Here is a 15,173-nt window from a genome sequence, read left to right as displayed (position 1 = left end):
TCATTAGAGGAACAGATCATGTCCAGATCCTTGCGTTGCAGTGTTCCCTTTGCTCTGGCGTTGTTGTGCGGTGCAGTCCAGGCCGCGCCACAGAACCTTACTGTCATCTCCTTTGGCGGTGCCACCAAACAGGCCCAGGACAAGGCCTATTTCCAACCCTTCAACGCCAGCGGCGCAGGACGCGTCGTGGCGGGTGAATACAACGGTGAGCTGTCGAAGATCAAAGCCATGGTCGATGTTGGCCATACCAGCTGGGATGTGGTTGAAGTCGAAAGCCCGGAGTTGTTGCGCGGCTGTGACGAAGGCCTGTTCGAGCGCCTGGACCTCGCGCGTTTCGGTGATGCGGCACAGTTTGTCCCAGGCACCCTGAGTGAGTGTGGGGTGGCGACCTATGTCTGGTCGATGGTCATGGCTTACGATCACGACAAGCTGGCCAAGGCCCCGACTTCGTGGGCCGACTTCTGGAATGTCAGCGAGTATCCCGGCAAGCGCGGCTTGCGCAAGGGCGCCAAGTACACCCTGGAAATCGCCTTGCTTGCCGATGGCGTCAAACCTGATCAGCTGTACCAGGTGCTGGCGACGCCGCAAGGGGTGAGCCGAGCGTTTGCCAAGCTCGATCAGATCAAGGGCAATATCCAGTGGTGGGAGGCCGGAGCACAACCAGCGCAATGGCTGATCGCCGGTGATGTGGTGATGAGTGCGGCCTACAACGGGCGCATTGCTTCGGCGCAGAAAGAGGGCATGAAGCTGGGCATTGTCTGGCCGCAAAGCCTGTACGATCCAGAGTACTGGGCAATCGTCAAAGGTACGCCGAACAAGGCGTTGGCCGAGGACTTCATTGCCTTTGCCAGTCAGCCGCAGGCGCAGAAGGTGTTCTCCGAGGAGATTCCTTATGGGCCGGTGCATCGCGACGCGTTGACGTTATTGCCTGAAGCTGTTCAGCAGCAACTGCCGACTGCCCAGGCCAACCTTGCCCAAGCGCAAGCAGTGGATGCCGCGTTCTGGGTCGATCACGGGGAAGAGCTGGAGCAGCGTTTCAACGCCTGGGCGGCGCGCTGAGGCTCTGTAGCCGCTGCCCAGGCACGAGGCTGCGATCGACTGCAGAGCCGTCGCAACTCGTTCCCGCGTTGTGCCTGTCGGAACGTTGTCGCCAGGTTTTGCGGCCGTTTCACGCCCGATCGCAGCCTCACGGCAGCGGCTACAAGGGGAACAAGCAAGGCAGAGCAGCTGTGGTAACCGTCATTTCAACCATGCCGCAAACTGCTCCTTGCAGTAATCGACAAACAACTGCGCAGGCTTGGTCAGCTGCGCACGTTTCAACCAGCCGGCCACCAGCCCTGAGCCGGTCACCTCTTCCGCTAACTCGACACACACCAACGCCTGCCCGTCATAGGTGCTGGTGGTTTGTGGCCGGGTGACCAGCACCGCAAAGCCAAACCCTTGGCCGACCATCCCACGCACCATCTCGATCGAAGGCGAGCTGAAAACAATGTTCGGGCTCAACCCCAGTTCCTCGAAGATACTCACGAAGTATGTCCGGCTGGGCTGCACATCGAGCAGAATCATTGGCTCCAATGCCAGGTCACGCAACGACACCTGCGCCTGCTCGGCAAAACGATGCCCAGCCGGCAACAGCGCGTAAGGCCGTTGCGGCGCCATCAAGGCTTCGGTCTCGATGGTGCTGTCCAGGTCATGATCGTAGAAGATCGCCAGATCGAAACGCCCCCCGGTCAGGCCCTGCACCAGCTCTTGCTGCTCGCCGTCCTGCAAGCGAATCTCGACCCCGGGGAAGCGTTCGTGAAAGCCTTTGATCAGGCGCGGCAGGTAGAGCGGGGCAACAGTCTCGAAGCAGCCGATATCAATCTGCCCGCAGACCACGTCATTGTCGGCCAGGGCGTTCTGTTCGAACTCACGGGCCATGCGCAGCAGTTCCTGGGCTTTGCGATAGAACCGCGCACCACCGGGGGTCAGCGACACGCCCTGGGCGTGATGACGGATGAACAGCTGCACGCCGAAGCTGTCTTCCAGGCCTTTGATTGCCGTTGAAATCGACGGTTGCGCGATGTACAGCTTGCGCGACGCTTCGGCGACGCTGCCGCACTCGACGGTGGTGACGAAATACTTCAACTGACGCAAGGTATAGGACGCCACAGTGCACCTCTGGCTGATTATTTTGCTACACGATACCCCTTCGCGTGCTGGGCGCTGCAGCGGATTTTGCTGGGCATTGAGCATATTTACGCTACCCAGCCGTTGATCGCCTCGACGGCACCGGGGGCAGGGGGCCTGGCTCGAACCTATACGGTGCGGCTTTCTTCGTGCCGGCTTTGAGAGGTTATTGCCATGAGCCACCCACGTCCTGATGATGATCCGCTGTGGAAGGATCCGCTGAACAACCCGCAACGTGAACATGACCCGGTCACCGACCCCAACGTGGACGGTGACCCACAACGCCGGGAGCACCCCCAGGACATCGAGCGTCTGCCCGATGCCCCGGACCAGGACCAGCGCTTGCCGGAACCCGATCAACCCACGCCGTTGTCGGACGAGCGCCGTTAGTCAGCCGTCAGCGCCTGCACTTGCCAGCGCACGGCGCTGACGCCTTTTTCCAGGCTGACCCGACTGACCAGGCGTTCCAGTTGGGTTGGCGCCTCGGGGCTGCCCAGCAGTTCGGCACGCACTTCAAGCTTGGCCGGGTTGGCCAGGTCTTCACTGTGCAGCGACTGCAGGCGCAGGCCGCCATTGCTGAAACCGTGGAGCATCAGGCTGCGTACCTGGATCTCGTCTTCGGCACGGCAGATGATGCGCACCTCAAAACGCTGTTCAGCCTCATTGGCGGGCAGCACCTGCTGTTGATTCAGGCGCTGAGCAATATCGCGCAGCAGAATGTTGGCGCACAACACCACACAGCTGCCCAGCGCCGCCTCCAACAGCAGGCCCAGGCTGCACAGCACACCGATAGCAGCGGTGCACCAGAGCGTGGCCGCGGTGTTCAGACCGCGCACGTTCAAACCATCACGCATGATCACGCCACCGCCAAGAAAACCAATGCCCGACACCACATACGCGGCAATGCGCGACGCATCGGTAGCGACCATGCCCGGCACCGCCTGGGTCATCAACACGAACAGGCAGGCGCCGGTGCTGACCAGGGCATTGGTGCGCAGGCCGGTCAGGCGCTGGCGCAGTTGGCGTTCGGCGCCGATCAAGGCACCCAGTACAAGCGCGACGCTGACGCGCAGGAGAAAGACTTTCCAATCCATGACAAACCTCAAATCCACGGCGTACGCCGCTACGGCATCGAACCTTTTCGATGCAAGGATGAACACATGGATTGCGCAGGGTCACAAGCCAAGGCCACGGATGTTCGTGCTGGGCTTGCTGGGAGGGGAAATGATGCGAGGCACCACTGACCGCCAGAGACGGCGAGGCAGTGGCAGAAAGAGTCTGCTGAACTAGCGCGCCGTATGAACCTGTCGCAATCGACTAGGGCAACTGTCCAATGCAGGACTCCTGTATAGGCATGCAAAAATGCGGGCGAGAAACTAACGTTCAATGGCACCAAGGTCAAGGTTGTTTTGATGACAATTGCTTCAGAAAGCATCTGGATCGCCACTGTTCCGGATTTGCAACGCTGTAGTGTGTGAACGCCGCTTCCGTTGGCCCGCCGCTGTGGCTAAGGTGAATAGCAGCACGGTGCGACGAGGGAGCGGTATGCAGCCACTGATCAACTATTTCAAGATGGTTCTGCACCCGGGGCCGGACACGTTTCGCTTCGCCCTGCGCACTATCGTGGCCTGTTTGCTGACCCTGTACCTGGCCTTCATCTTTGACCTCGACCAGCCCAAATGGTCGATCATGGCCGTGTTTATCGTCAGCCAGCCTTTGGGCGGCATGACCTTGCAGCGCAGCTTTGCCCAGGTGGTGGGCACCACGATAGGCGCCGCCGTAGCCGTGCTGATCATGGCGCTGTTCCCCCAGGCGCCTTTGCCATTCATGGTTACCCTGGCGCTGTGGCTAGCCCTGTGTACCGCCGGGGGTACCTTGTTGCGCTACACCAGTTCTCACGCCTTTGTGCTCAGTGGCTTCACCGCCGTGGTGGTGGCCATGCTGGCGATTCCGGAGCAGGACAATACCCTGATGCTGGCCATCACCCGGGTTACTGAAACCCTGCTGGCGGTGGCCTGTGTGAGCGTAGTGAGTTTGCTCAGTGCCAGGCCGCAGGCGGTGACTCGTGGTTACTTTGCCAAGGTCGACAATTTGATCAAACTGATGGCCAGCCATGCTGCGGCGGCCATCCGTGGCGAGGAAACGGCGGCCGCCTTCAGCCAGCGACAAATGCAGATCCTTGGCGAAATCAGCGCTTTGGAGAGCTTTCGCCGCCACCTGTATTTCGATGCGCCACACCTGCGCGGCGCCAACGGCCTGGTGCAGTTGCTGGGCAATCAGCTGGTGTTGCTCACCTCCAGGCTTACTGTGCTGCGCAACCAGAAGCTGATGATTGCCGAGCGTTGGCAGGGGGCCTATCCGGATTTCATCAACCGCCTGCTCACTGACGAACTGGCGTTCCTCGACCAGTTGGCGCAACAGGGCAGGGCCATGCCAGCCAGTGCTCGCGAGCACTTCAGTGCCTTGCAGCGGCGCTTCGACCAGGCAGCGCTGCAGGCCGAACAACTAAAGAATGACATGCCGGCCACCCTGCGTTCGCTGGCCTGGGCTCTGCGCTGGGAGCAGGCGCGGATGCTGGAACAACTGAGCGAAATGCTCGAACTCAGCGATGCGATCCAGGAAGGCCGGTCCGGGGATTGCTTGTACCGCCAGGCCCGGACCAATCCTTTGCACCTGGACTTTCGCCTGGCTGCGATGAACGCCAGCCGTGCCTTCATCGCCTTGCTCTGCGCGGGCTTGATCTGGATCGAGACCGCCTGGGACGGCGCCCGTGCCGGGGTCATCATTGTTGGCATCCTGTGTTCACTGATGGCCACCTTTCCGCGACCACTCATGGCTGCGCAAAACTACGTGCGCGGCTTGGGCTTGGCCCTGGTGGTGTCGGCCTTGTATCAGTTCTGGCTGATCCCTCAGGTGGTCGATGTCGAAATGCTATTCCTGCTACTACTGCCGTTGCTGTACGTGGTCGCAGTCGGGCTGTCGACGCCTATGACGGCGGGTATCGGTATGGGCCTGGGGTTGTCCAGCTTTCTGCTGTTTGGCCCGCAGAACATCGGCGCCTGGCAGAACACTGCGATCCAGTGGTTCGAATTTGCCGGCGCTTATGTATGCGGTGGGGTGTTGTCGCTGCTGGTGTATGCCTGGGTGTTCCCATTCAACCCGCAGCTACGCATCGAGCGTCTGTTTCGCGAGACCCGTGAACAAGTCTACGCGCTGCTTAAGGGGCCTACCTCCGATGAGCGCCAGTTCGCATTCGAAAGTCGCATGGTCGATCGTTTGACCTTGATCCTCGGCCTGTTGCCAGCCACTCAGGATGCTCGTTCCAAGGCGCTGTTCGAGGTCAACCTGGCCTGCATGGCATTGGGTGTGGCCTTGCGACAACTGCAGGAGCAGAGCCGCGACAACCCGTTGATCGCAGCACAGACCCGCGCGCAGCTGGAGCAGGTGTTGCGCGATACTGGCCGCTATATCGCCGGACGCACGCGGGTACAACTGGCGGCTTTGCTTGACACCTTGCAGGCCCTGGGTGAAGCGCTCGACGCCTTGCACAGCGAGCAGTTCAACGCCCCCGCCGAGGATTTGCGTTCGCTGTTTCGTATCCGTGTTGCGCTGCTGGTGATCGCCGGCTTCTTGCGCCATTACAGCAGTTACCTTGATCCCGCAACTGAAGGAGCGCCAGCCCTTGCCCATTGATTTCGAGGTGGGCGGTGTCTACTTGCCGCCGATTGCCCAGGCCCTGTTGCTGGCCATGCCGTTGTTGTTTGCGCTGTTGTGGCTGCTGCAGCGCCTGGGGGTGATGCAGCGGGTGTGGCATCCGGCGCTGTTCGAAGGAGCGCTGTACACCTGCATTTGTGCCTTGATCATCCTGTTCATGGGGAGCTGAAACCGTGAAAAAAGTTGTCGCCCAGGCCTCGACCCTGGCAATTGTGCTGCTGGCGCTGCTCCTTGGCTGGTATGCCTGGGAGCATTACACACGTGATCCCTGGACCCGCGACGCACGGGTGCGCGCTGACGTAGTAACACTCTCGGCGGATGTCTCCGGGCGCATCATCGCCTTGCATGTGGACGATAACCAGCATGTGAACAAGGGCGACCTGCTGCTGGAAATCGACCCGGCGCGCTATGCCCTGGCGGTGGAGTACGCGCGTCGGGCGGTGGAAGTGTCCAAGGCCAGTGAGGGCCAGGCGCGGGCGCAGATCGTTTCCAGCCAGGCCTTACTCAAGCAACGTCAGAGTGAGGAACAGCGGCGACGCACGCTCAAGCAGGGCTTCGCGATTTCCGGTGAAGAGTGGGAAAAGTCCAGTACCGATGTCGCTGTCGCCCAAGCCGAGCTGATGCGTGGCCAGTCGGATCTGAGCCTGGCATTGGCCAATATCGAGCTGGCGCAAGCTGCGTTGACCCAGGCTCAATTGGACCTTGAACACACGCGCATCTATGCGCCGGTCAGTGGCTATGTGACCAATCTATTGACCCGCCAGGGCGACTACGCCAACAGCGGGATCGGCTTGCTGGCACTGGTTGACAGCGCCTCGTTCCATGTCAGTGGCTACTTTGAAGAAACCAAGCTGCCACGGATTCATCCCGGCAGCCGTGTGGATATCGCCTTGATGAGTGGCGAACGTTTCGAGGGTACGGTGCAGAGCATTGCCTACGCCATTACCGATCGCGAAAATGCGCTGGGCAACCGCCTACTGGCCAACGTCAACCCCAGCTACACCTGGGTCAAACTGGCCCAGCGCATTCCGGTACGTATCCAGATCGACCCCAACTATGCCGGCAAAGACCAGCTGCGTGCCGGCACTACCGCCACTGTTACGGTGCGTGATTGAGGCCGTCAGGTTAGCGTTGCCGGCGTGCTCAGTCGTGCACGATCATTACTTTGGCATGCTGCTCCGGGCGGGCCAACTGAGTAAAGGCATCGGCAACGCCGTCCAGGCCGACCGTGCCAGTGATCATCGCGGCAGCATCGAGGCTGCCATCCGCCAGGGCGTGCAGGGTGTCCACGAACTCTTCAGCCGTATAGCCAAAGGTAAAGTGCACATTGAGCTCCTTGGGCAAGGCCATCAGCGGTTCTATCTGGTCGCTCTGCATGCACATGCCGACTACGATCAGGCGCGAGCGCGGCGGTGCGTGCTGAATCATCTGCTGGATCATGCCTGGTACGCCGACGCATTCGAATACCACACAGGGGCGTGGTTGCGGGCCCAGCCCCAGCAGCGCCAGAGGGCTGCGCATGTCGTAGTCGCTCGGGGCGGCGACCTCAAGCCACGACGTGTAGGGCGAGTTTACGCCCGGATCGACCACCTGGTCGGCACCGAACTTTTCTGCCAGGGCGCGCCGCGCCGGGGAAAAGTCCGCGGCAATCACCGGGCCCACGCCTCTGGCCTTGAGCGCAGCAATCACGGCCAGGCCAATTGGCCCGCAGCCGATCACCAACGGCACTTCCTCACCGCTCAGTTGCGCGCGATTGACCGCATGTACGGCCACGGTCAAGGGCTCGGTCAACGCCGCGATAGGCGCTGGCAAGTCCCCTGGCACCGCTACCAGCATCGGTTCGGCAAGTACCATTTGCTCGCCATAGCCACCGGGATAGGGGGTGGAGAAGCCGATATGCTCGAAACGTGTCGGGCTGATCACAAATGGCAAGGCGCAGACCCGTGTGCCAACCTTTAGCTTCTTATCGCAATCGGGGCCGTGATCGAGAATCTCGGCGCAGTACTCGTGGCCCATTACCAAGCCCTGGCTGGGGTCAAAGGCCACCGGGATGTTGGCATTGCGAAAACCGCTGAGCACGTTTTCACAGTGGTGGTACATGTGCAGGTCAGAACCGCAGATGCCACAGGCCAGAGTTTTCACCAGTACCTGGCCGTGGGCCGGTTGAGGTGCCGTGAGCTGTTCAACGACCAGCGTTTGGTTACGCATTACGACTGCTTTCATGGGGCAGGCTCCTAAGAGGCAGGTTCAGCTCAGTTGTCCGGTTTCGCTCAGCCAGGCTTTGGACCGGCGCAGGCCTTCCTCCAGGGCGACCTTGGGCTGGTAGCCGAGCAGGCGTCTGGCCTTGTCGATGGAGATCCCACCACTGCGGGAAAACATGTACATCACGTCCGGGGTGACTTCGTCGTGGCGACCGAGCCACTGATTGATGCGCCATAACAGCCCGGTGATCGCCACGGCGGCCTTCAGCGGCAAGCTGCGCGGGCTTCCGGAACGCCCGGCCCAGTGCCAGTGGTTGGAGAAAAACTGCTGGCAGCTGACGGCTTCGTGGGCACTGATGTGAAAAATTTGCCCCAAAGCCTGAGGCAGGCCAGCAGCTAGCATCAAACCATCGAGCAGGTCATCGATGTACACAGGCGTGAACATGCCGCGGCCACCGTCGGGAAGGATCAGCATGCCCGACTTGGCCATTTTCAGCGGTTCGCTGAGCCAGGCCCGGGAGCCGGGCCCATAGACATCGCCGGGGCGAACGATAGTGCAGTCGATCTCGCCAGCACTATGGGCGGCCAATACCACATGCTCGCTGGCGCCCTTGGCGACGCCATAACGGTACTCATTGCCGATCACCACGTCGCATTGCTCATCGGCCTGATCGGGATACTGCCAACCCAGCGCGGCGATGGATGACAGCTGGACAAAACGCGTGGCTCCGCCGGCAATGGCCACGTCCAGGCAATTACGCACACCACGTACCGACACCTGGCGATAACGTTGCCAGGATGCGGCAAGCGAGACGATCGCTGCGGTGTTGATGAACAGTTCGCAACCTTTGGCATGGTCACGCCAACCTTGCGGGTTGCACAGATCGCCGGCCACCACGTTGTGCGCCGGGTCGGCGTTAAGATCCATGCCGCGTACGTCACAGCCAAGGGCTTGGTAACGCTTGCGCAGGGCCTGGCCGATAAAGCCACTGGCACCGGTGATGAACACGGAGCGGGGGATAGGGGGCACCTGCCCCTCAGCACCGTTGGGGAGATTGGCTGGGTTCATCGATGAATTCCACAAAACGCGCGAGTAAGTCCCAGCCGCAGCGCAACCGCGGCGGGGCGTTCATGAGCTAAGGGTCAGGCGGTGGTATAGCGCGCCTGCGCCGGGCGGATATAGCGCGCCGGTTGCATGCCGCGTTCGCGCACCAGCCGGTCAATCAGTTGCATGATGTCGCTGGCGTCCATCAGACCGACGTAGTTGCCGTCCTGGTCGAAGTTGATGTTGGCGCCGTGCACCACCATGAAGGTGTCGGTCAGTTCGGTATTGTCTGCCGGGGTCGAAAAGGTATGCACCGACCCCCCGGGCTCGAACAGGTAGCAGCCAGCGGTTTGAGGCTGGTCTGGGTATTCAAGGTAATTCCAGCGCCCGGACATCGTGTACAGGTGCACGGCACCTGTGTGGTAGTGGCAGGGCAGGGTAACGCCTGGGTGGAAGATAACCCGCAGCACCCAGGTGCCGACGCTGGGATCGAGGAACAACGGTTGCACGTCGACGCCGGGGAAGTACGGGGCCAGGGCATCTTTGAAAATCGGCAGGCGGTTGGTGTCCAGCGACAGCAAATGGTCGTGTTCGTAGACGGGGGTTGGCATTGTCATTGTTGTTATCCTCAGCGGCTGTTGTAGATCAATCAAAAAGCGCCACTGATGGTAGGCGTGCCAGGCGCGGCGTGGCTTTGTAAATCATGCTAATGATCATCCATTTCGCGCCACGCCCAAGATGGCTTGGCATTTGACTTGAGCCGTGCTTGTCTCGACTATGTGAGCCTTGCATTTCAGTACTTCCAATAACTTTAAAGCGCCTGAACATGTCTCATCTGACCCGTGCTTCAGCACTCGCCGGCTTCGCCGAATTTGCCTGCAGCCAGCAGCTTGACCCCGAGGCCTTGCTCAACCATGTGGGCCTGTTGAGCGATGTCCAGGACAACCCCAACAACCTGATCAGCTACGACAAGTTCGTGCACCTGCTCGAGCATGCCGCCAAGGTTGCCAACAATCCCCTGTTCGGTTTGCAGTACGGCTTGTTTCAGGGTGTCGACATCTTTGGCACGCTGCGTTATCTGATCCGCAATGCGCGGAGCGTGGAGCAGGCGCTGCACGACCTCAGCCACTACTTCCATATGCACAACAACAGCACCGAAGTGCTGTTGCAGCATAGAGACGGCCAGACGGTGCTCAGTTATGTGTCGAGTATCGCTAGCCACCGCGGGCAATTGCAGATCGACGAGTTGGCCATGGGCGTCGGCCAGCAATTGATGCAGGGTCTGCTGGGCAGCCACTGGCAACCGCAGGCGTTACTGATCAAACATGCCCCGTTGGCACCCAGTAACCAATACCGTCAACTGCTGGGTATTTCCCCGCAGTTCAACGCGCCAGACAATGCCTGGGTGTTCAGTGACAGCTTGCTGGCCATGCCAGTGCCCAACGCCGATCACGCGCTGCATGAGTTCATGCGCCAGCGCCTGGCACAGTTGAGTAACCGCAGTGAGGGGGGATTCGCCGGTCAGGTGCAACGTCTGCTACGCAGCTTCCTCCCGGATGGACGGGTCACGCTCGACTACATTGCCGAAGTCATGCACCTGAGCCCGAGAACTTTGCAGCGGCATTTGGCCAACGAAGGCACTTCGTTCCAGAAACTGCTCGACCAGACCCGCCAGCACATGGTCCGCCACTACCTGTCGGAGCCCGACATGAGTGTCTGCCAGCTATCAGAATTGCTCGGGTATGCGGACCAGAGCGCCTTTGCCCGGGCATTCCAGCGTTGGTACGGCATGAGCCTGACGCAATGGGCCAGGCAGCAAGAAGCGGGCAGTGCCGACTGATACCGGTCGGCGGATATTTTCTGTGCTGTCCTGAAAAGATAAGCCAGTGGCACAAAATGACAAGACATCTGCCCGGCAAACAGTGAAAGTAGGTGACCAACAACAAAAAACTTCACCATCCCGGCCACCGCCAGGATGCAGGAGCTTCGTTATGCATCACTATCTGCTGTCCCTGCTTGTCATCGGCTTTGTCGGCATCGCGACCGCCTTGCCACCATCACCTCCCGCCCAGTCACACACCTACAGCGTCAGTCACTATCTGCCCAAAGTCACCGAAAGCGAGACGTTCAATCGTTTTTAAGCTCAATCAGGGTGTGCCCAACGGCGCCGTGGTGGTAGGCTTTTCGCCCTTGATGCCACCTCTACACCGCGCACGCAGGTCAGCCGTTTTCGATGATCCTCAACCTCGCTGTATTTTTCTGCACCCTGACAGCCATGGAAGGCATCGGCTACCTGGCGCATCGTTACATCATGCATGGCTGGGGCTGGTTCCTGCACCGTTCGCACCATGAACCGCATTTAGGCGCGCTGGAAACCAACGATATTTACCTACTGGCGTTGGCATTGATTGCCTTTGCTCTGGTGGCGCTTGGCCGTGCCGGGCATGCGCCGTTGCAGTGGGTTGGTGCCGGAGTGGCGGCTTTTGGGGTGATCTATGTGATTGTCCACGACGGCATCGTGCACCGGCATTGGCCGTTCAAGCCGCAGCCGCGCAACCGTTACCTCAAGCGCTTGTACAAAGCGCATTTGCTCCACCATGCCTTGAAGGGCCGGGAAAACAGCGTGTCGTTTGGCTTTTTGTATGCGCCGCCGCTGCATCGGCTCAAGCGTCAGCTGCGTGCACGACGCACTGGGAGCGCCCCCAATAACGGCAACGTGTCGTAGCCGCTGCCGAGGCACGAGGCTGCGATCGACCGCAGAGCAGTCGCAACGGGGCACCGTCTTGGGCCTGACGAATCCGGTGGCAGGTTTTACGAGCGTTTCACGCCCGATCGCAGCCTCACGGCAGCGGCTACAAGGGGCCAATCAAGACAGTTGTCCGCAATTTCGTACAAGATTGAGCGACGCGTTAGGCGTAGGCTGGAGGTGTTCTCTACAGGGAGTAAGCGCATGAGCCTGCATATCGAAACCCCACTGCTGGCATCCCGCCCGCTGAGCCTGGCCAGTGGCCTGGACATCTGGCTGAAACTCGACGCCTTGCAGCCTTCCGGCTCGTTCAAGTTGCGCGGTATTGGCGCGGCCTGTGAGGCCTATGCCAAACAGGGCAAGCGCCGTTTTGTCTCCTCCTCAGGCGGCAACGCGGGCATTGCCGTGGCCTACGCCGGGCGCTGCCTGGGCCTGGCCGTCACTGTGGTGGTGCCGGAAACCACCACCGAGCGCGCCAAACAGCTGATCCGCCAGGAGCAGGCCGATGTCATCGTTCACGGCAAGGCCTGGCATGAAGCCAACGCCCTGGCGCTGTCGCTGCTGGGCGATGACGATGCCTATATCCATCCCTTTGATGACCCGCTGCTCTGGCAAGGCCACGCGACCATGATCGATGAAGTGGCGGCCAGCAACTTCACGCCTGATGCGGTAGTGGTCGCGGTTGGCGGCGGCGGTCTGCTTTCTGGTGTGTGCGAAGGCCTGGCGCGCAACGGTTGGGATCAGGTACCGGTGTTTGCCGTGGAAACCCAAGGTGCTGCCTCCCTGGCCGCGGCCATGGCGCAAAAACAATGGATCGCTCTGGACAGCGTCAACACCGTGGCCACTTCGCTGGCGGCCAAACAGGTCTGCCAGCGTGCCTTTGCGTGGAGCCAGGAGCGACCGGTGTACAGTCATGTCGTCAGTGACCAAGACGCATTGGACGCTTGCGAGCGCTTCCTTTCTGATCAACGCATTCTGGTTGAACCGGCCTGTGGCGCTGCACTGGCCCTGGCGTATGCCCCAACCGAGGCGCTCAAACGCTATGACAAGGTCTTGGTGATTGTCTGCGGTGGCGTCACCGCAACCATCGATCAGATCCGCCAGTGGCGGGCGGCCTGCTAGTTGGATAGCGTCGTTCATCAGGCGCCGGGGCATCCAGGCGTACGCCTGATCGATGCCCGTTACCAGCAATTTGCCTTTCCTCGGCATTTTCACCTGGAATATCACATTGGCCTGATCGTCACTGGTCAGCAGCGTTATGCCGCTGGAGGCGAACGCCAGTTGGCCGGGGCAGGGGACATTCTGCTGATGGCACCGGAGCATGTGCATGACGGTGCCAGCGCTGATGACCAAGGGTATGCCATCCGCATCCTGACCCTGGATCCCACCTGGCTGACCGAAGTCAGCCGCGACCTGAGCGACGGTCGCCAGGGCTTGCCGACCCTCAGCGCCAAGCAACTGCGCAATCCGCAGTTGCAACAGTTGCTCTATGGCTTGCATCATCAGCAGGATGCGCTGGCCTTTGAGAGCCAGCTATGGGAAACCTTGGCGCTGCTGCTCGGCATGGGCTCCAGCCTCAACGTCAGCGAACCTGGCAACGGTTTCGATCCCCAGCGTTGGCGATTGTTACGCGACTGGCTGGAATCACGCCTCGACCAGCCGCCGAGCCTGGAAGAAATGGCGGCGTTCGTCGACTTGAGCCCTTGGCAACTGTTACGGCGTTTTCGCAACCATTGCGGCTTGCCACCGCAGCAATGGCTGACTCAACTGCGCTTGGAGCGCGCGCTGCCACGGGTATTGGCGGGGCAGCCGTTGAGTGCGATCGCCCTGGACCTGGGCTTTTACGACCAGGCGCATTTCAGCCGTTTGTTTCGCCGCACTTACGGCGCGCCGCCGCGTGGGCTCAAGGTGGTGAAACGGTAATCACAGTGGAGCCTGAGAACGGCCCTGGGGCAACTGTTCCGTTTGTGCTCAAGGTCGAGGTGATATCGAGCCTGGTGCTCAGGCCATCTGAAACCGCCACATTGATACCCGCCGTGGCGTCTTTACCGTTGACGGTTACTTTCGAGTACAGGCTGTCGTCGCTTCTGAGTCGCACGCCTGAAGCATTTGTTCTGGATGCCGAGACAGTAACGCTGGCCGGCCCTCGGCACTGCAAACTGAGCTGGGTCGAGGCCTTTACGCCGTCCAGCGCATTGTCAGGCAGATTTTTATGGTTGATCGTGGGATCGCCCTTGATCTCGCACTGCAGCACCGGCTTAACAACACGGGAGCATGGCCCGAACAGACCTATGAATCCACCAAGGTCGGGCCCGATTCTCGAGGAGCTGAAACTGATGCAGAGTTCATCGTTGACGTCTTCAAGTGGGACCAGAATCGATGCACTCAGCGGTATCCGAAAACCTTTACTCTGCAGATCCAACAGCAGATGGTCCATCGACGAGCTGCCACGGCGAACGGGCAGATCGTACGAGTTGTACCACCCTACTGCATCGTAGTATCCCGGACGTTTGCTCGCGACAAGCCCAACTCTACAAACGGTTAGACGCGGATCGTCCGTTTGGCACGGGTTAGGCCGACCTGCCTCGCCCGACATCCAGTCGTTCACTACGAAGTAATAACGTACCCCACCTGGCTCATAACGACTTTCAGTTGTAGTAATGGTAATGGCTTGTACCTGCATCACCGCACCGCATAGCAGCACCGATGCCAGGGCGCTGCGCAGCGCAGTTGCGTAAGGCTTTTTCAAGGTGATCACTCGTAACTCAAGGCAAAAGTCAGGGACCCTTTAAAGTCGCCTAACCCAAGGGTTCGATTGGCCAGCACCTCGGGCTCCCCTTGCAGGTAAGCCTTGAAGCTGACCACGTTGTCGCCACTGGAGAGTTCTCCCATGCGGTGGGTCTTGTTCAAGGGCATGGCAGTGCCGGCCGTGGTCTCCAGCCCCACCATCAGGCCTTGGACAGTGGCGCTCTCAAGTACCAGCAGGCCCGGTGGCTCGATGCTTTCGTTGCCATCGGCGCTGAGGGTGATGCTGACCATGCGCTTGCCAACGTCCAGATCGCAGTTTGTCAGGCGCAGGTCGATGGGGCGTCCCAGCGTTCTGCCGTTGAGGTAAAGGTCCTTGTTGATCACGGTCTTGAAGTTCAGGTTGAACAGTTCGTCTTCCGCTACCAGTACACAAGGTTCATTCACCAGGGTGCCGGAGAAGTACAAGTTGTCTTCTGCCTGCACCGCAGGCAACCAGAGGCTGGCGGTAACCCAGGCACTCAGGGTCATGGTCCACTTGCCCATAGATCCT

The 15,173-nt window shown here is 60.3% G+C and carries 17 protein-coding genes; 10 read left to right on the top strand and 7 right to left on the bottom strand.

Annotated elements, in window-relative coordinates:
- The first annotated feature begins 18 nt into the window (after positions 1-18).
- Positions 19-1,059 carry a gamma-aminobutyric acid-binding protein gene (locus CX511_RS13800; protein ID WP_101293554.1) on the top strand — a complete coding sequence of 347 codons (1,041 nt, stop codon included), beginning with the start codon at positions 19-21 and terminating at the stop codon, positions 1,057-1,059.
- A 180-nt stretch (positions 1,060-1,239) separates the two neighbouring features.
- Here CX511_RS13800 and CX511_RS13795 read toward each other — a convergent pair whose 3' ends face one another.
- Positions 1,240-2,151, bottom strand: a complete 912-nt coding sequence (locus tag CX511_RS13795; RefSeq protein ID WP_045185398.1) for a LysR family transcriptional regulator — start codon at positions 2,149-2,151, stop codon at positions 1,240-1,242.
- 192 nt (positions 2,152-2,343) lie between these two features.
- On the opposite strand from CX511_RS13795, the gene CX511_RS13790 reads away from it, so the two are divergent.
- Positions 2,344-2,559 (top strand): hypothetical protein, encoded by a 216-nt coding sequence (locus CX511_RS13790; RefSeq protein ID WP_045185396.1) that lies wholly within the window; start codon positions 2,344-2,346, stop codon positions 2,557-2,559.
- Here the strand turns inward: CX511_RS13790 and CX511_RS13785 are convergent.
- Positions 2,556-3,263 (bottom strand): MgtC/SapB family protein, encoded by a 708-nt coding sequence (locus CX511_RS13785; RefSeq protein WP_045185393.1) that lies wholly within the window; start codon positions 3,261-3,263, stop codon positions 2,556-2,558. The genes CX511_RS13790 and CX511_RS13785 overlap by 4 nt on opposite strands.
- 451 nt (positions 3,264-3,714) lie before the next feature.
- On the opposite strand from CX511_RS13785, the gene CX511_RS13780 reads away from it, so the two are divergent.
- The 3 genes from CX511_RS13780 to CX511_RS13770 are packed head-to-tail and all read left to right on the top strand — an operon-like array spanning position 3,715 to position 6,998.
- Positions 3,715-5,862, top strand: a complete 2,148-nt coding sequence (locus CX511_RS13780) for an FUSC family protein (protein WP_101293555.1) — start codon at positions 3,715-3,717, stop codon at positions 5,860-5,862.
- Positions 5,852-6,052, top strand: coding sequence for a DUF1656 domain-containing protein (locus CX511_RS13775; RefSeq protein ID WP_101293556.1), 201 nt, complete (start codon positions 5,852-5,854; stop codon positions 6,050-6,052). Before CX511_RS13780 ends, CX511_RS13775 begins: the two co-directional genes overlap by 11 nt.
- Positions 6,053-6,056: 4 nt before the next feature.
- Entirely contained in the window at positions 6,057-6,998 is a 942-nt protein-coding gene (locus tag CX511_RS13770) for an HlyD family secretion protein (protein WP_101293557.1), read from the top strand.
- Between the two features lie 28 nt (positions 6,999-7,026).
- On the opposite strand, the gene CX511_RS13765 is transcribed toward CX511_RS13770, so the two are convergent.
- The 3 genes from CX511_RS13765 to CX511_RS13755 form a co-directional block, all read right to left on the bottom strand.
- Positions 7,027-8,106 carry a zinc-binding dehydrogenase gene (locus CX511_RS13765; protein WP_101293558.1) on the bottom strand — a complete coding sequence of 360 codons (1,080 nt, stop codon included), beginning with the start codon at positions 8,104-8,106 and terminating at the stop codon, positions 7,027-7,029.
- A gap of 24 nt (positions 8,107-8,130) precedes the next feature.
- Positions 8,131-9,153 carry an NAD-dependent epimerase/dehydratase family protein gene (locus tag CX511_RS13760; protein ID WP_101293559.1) on the bottom strand — a complete coding sequence of 341 codons (1,023 nt, stop codon included), beginning with the start codon at positions 9,151-9,153 and terminating at the stop codon, positions 8,131-8,133.
- Positions 9,154-9,227: 74 nt separating this feature from the next.
- Positions 9,228-9,746, bottom strand: a complete 519-nt coding sequence (locus tag CX511_RS13755; RefSeq protein ID WP_101293560.1) for a 2,4'-dihydroxyacetophenone dioxygenase family protein — start codon at positions 9,744-9,746, stop codon at positions 9,228-9,230.
- Between the two features lie 209 nt (positions 9,747-9,955).
- Here CX511_RS13755 and CX511_RS13750 point away from each other — a divergent pair, with 209 nt between their 5' ends.
- From CX511_RS13750 to CX511_RS13730, 5 genes are all read left to right on the top strand, one after another.
- The gene (locus CX511_RS13750; RefSeq protein WP_101293561.1) at positions 9,956-10,969 is read left to right on the top strand and encodes an AraC family transcriptional regulator; all 1,014 of its coding nucleotides are present in this window, start codon (positions 9,956-9,958) and stop codon (positions 10,967-10,969) included.
- 151 nt (positions 10,970-11,120) lie between these two features.
- Positions 11,121-11,270, top strand: coding sequence for a hypothetical protein (locus CX511_RS13745; protein WP_158240009.1), 150 nt, complete (start codon positions 11,121-11,123; stop codon positions 11,268-11,270).
- Positions 11,271-11,362: 92 nt separating this feature from the next.
- Positions 11,363-11,854 carry a sterol desaturase family protein gene (locus CX511_RS13740; RefSeq protein ID WP_101293562.1) on the top strand — a complete coding sequence of 164 codons (492 nt, stop codon included), beginning with the start codon at positions 11,363-11,365 and terminating at the stop codon, positions 11,852-11,854.
- A gap of 225 nt (positions 11,855-12,079) precedes the next feature.
- The gene (locus CX511_RS13735; RefSeq protein WP_101293563.1) at positions 12,080-12,997 is read left to right on the top strand and encodes a pyridoxal-phosphate dependent enzyme; all 918 of its coding nucleotides are present in this window, start codon (positions 12,080-12,082) and stop codon (positions 12,995-12,997) included.
- Positions 12,998-13,798 (top strand): AraC family transcriptional regulator, encoded by an 801-nt coding sequence (locus tag CX511_RS13730; RefSeq protein ID WP_101293564.1) that lies wholly within the window; start codon positions 12,998-13,000, stop codon positions 13,796-13,798.
- On the opposite strand, the gene CX511_RS13725 is transcribed toward CX511_RS13730, so the two are convergent.
- Together CX511_RS13725 and CX511_RS13720 are read right to left on the bottom strand one after the other, a co-directional pair.
- Complete coding sequence (locus tag CX511_RS13725; protein ID WP_143527789.1) at positions 13,779-14,633, bottom strand: MrpH family fimbial adhesin; 855 nt, start codon at positions 14,631-14,633, stop codon at positions 13,779-13,781. The genes CX511_RS13730 and CX511_RS13725 overlap by 20 nt on opposite strands.
- Positions 14,630-15,166, bottom strand: a complete 537-nt coding sequence (locus CX511_RS13720) for a fimbrial protein (RefSeq protein ID WP_101293566.1) — start codon at positions 15,164-15,166, stop codon at positions 14,630-14,632. The genes CX511_RS13725 and CX511_RS13720 overlap by 4 nt, the downstream gene beginning before the upstream one ends.
- Positions 15,167-15,173: the final 7 nt, after the last annotated feature.

The organism is Pseudomonas sp. S06B 330, assembly GCF_002845275.2.
GTDB lineage: Bacteria > Pseudomonadota > Gammaproteobacteria > Pseudomonadales > Pseudomonadaceae > Aquipseudomonas.
This window is presented reverse-complemented; position numbering and strand designations above follow the sequence as displayed.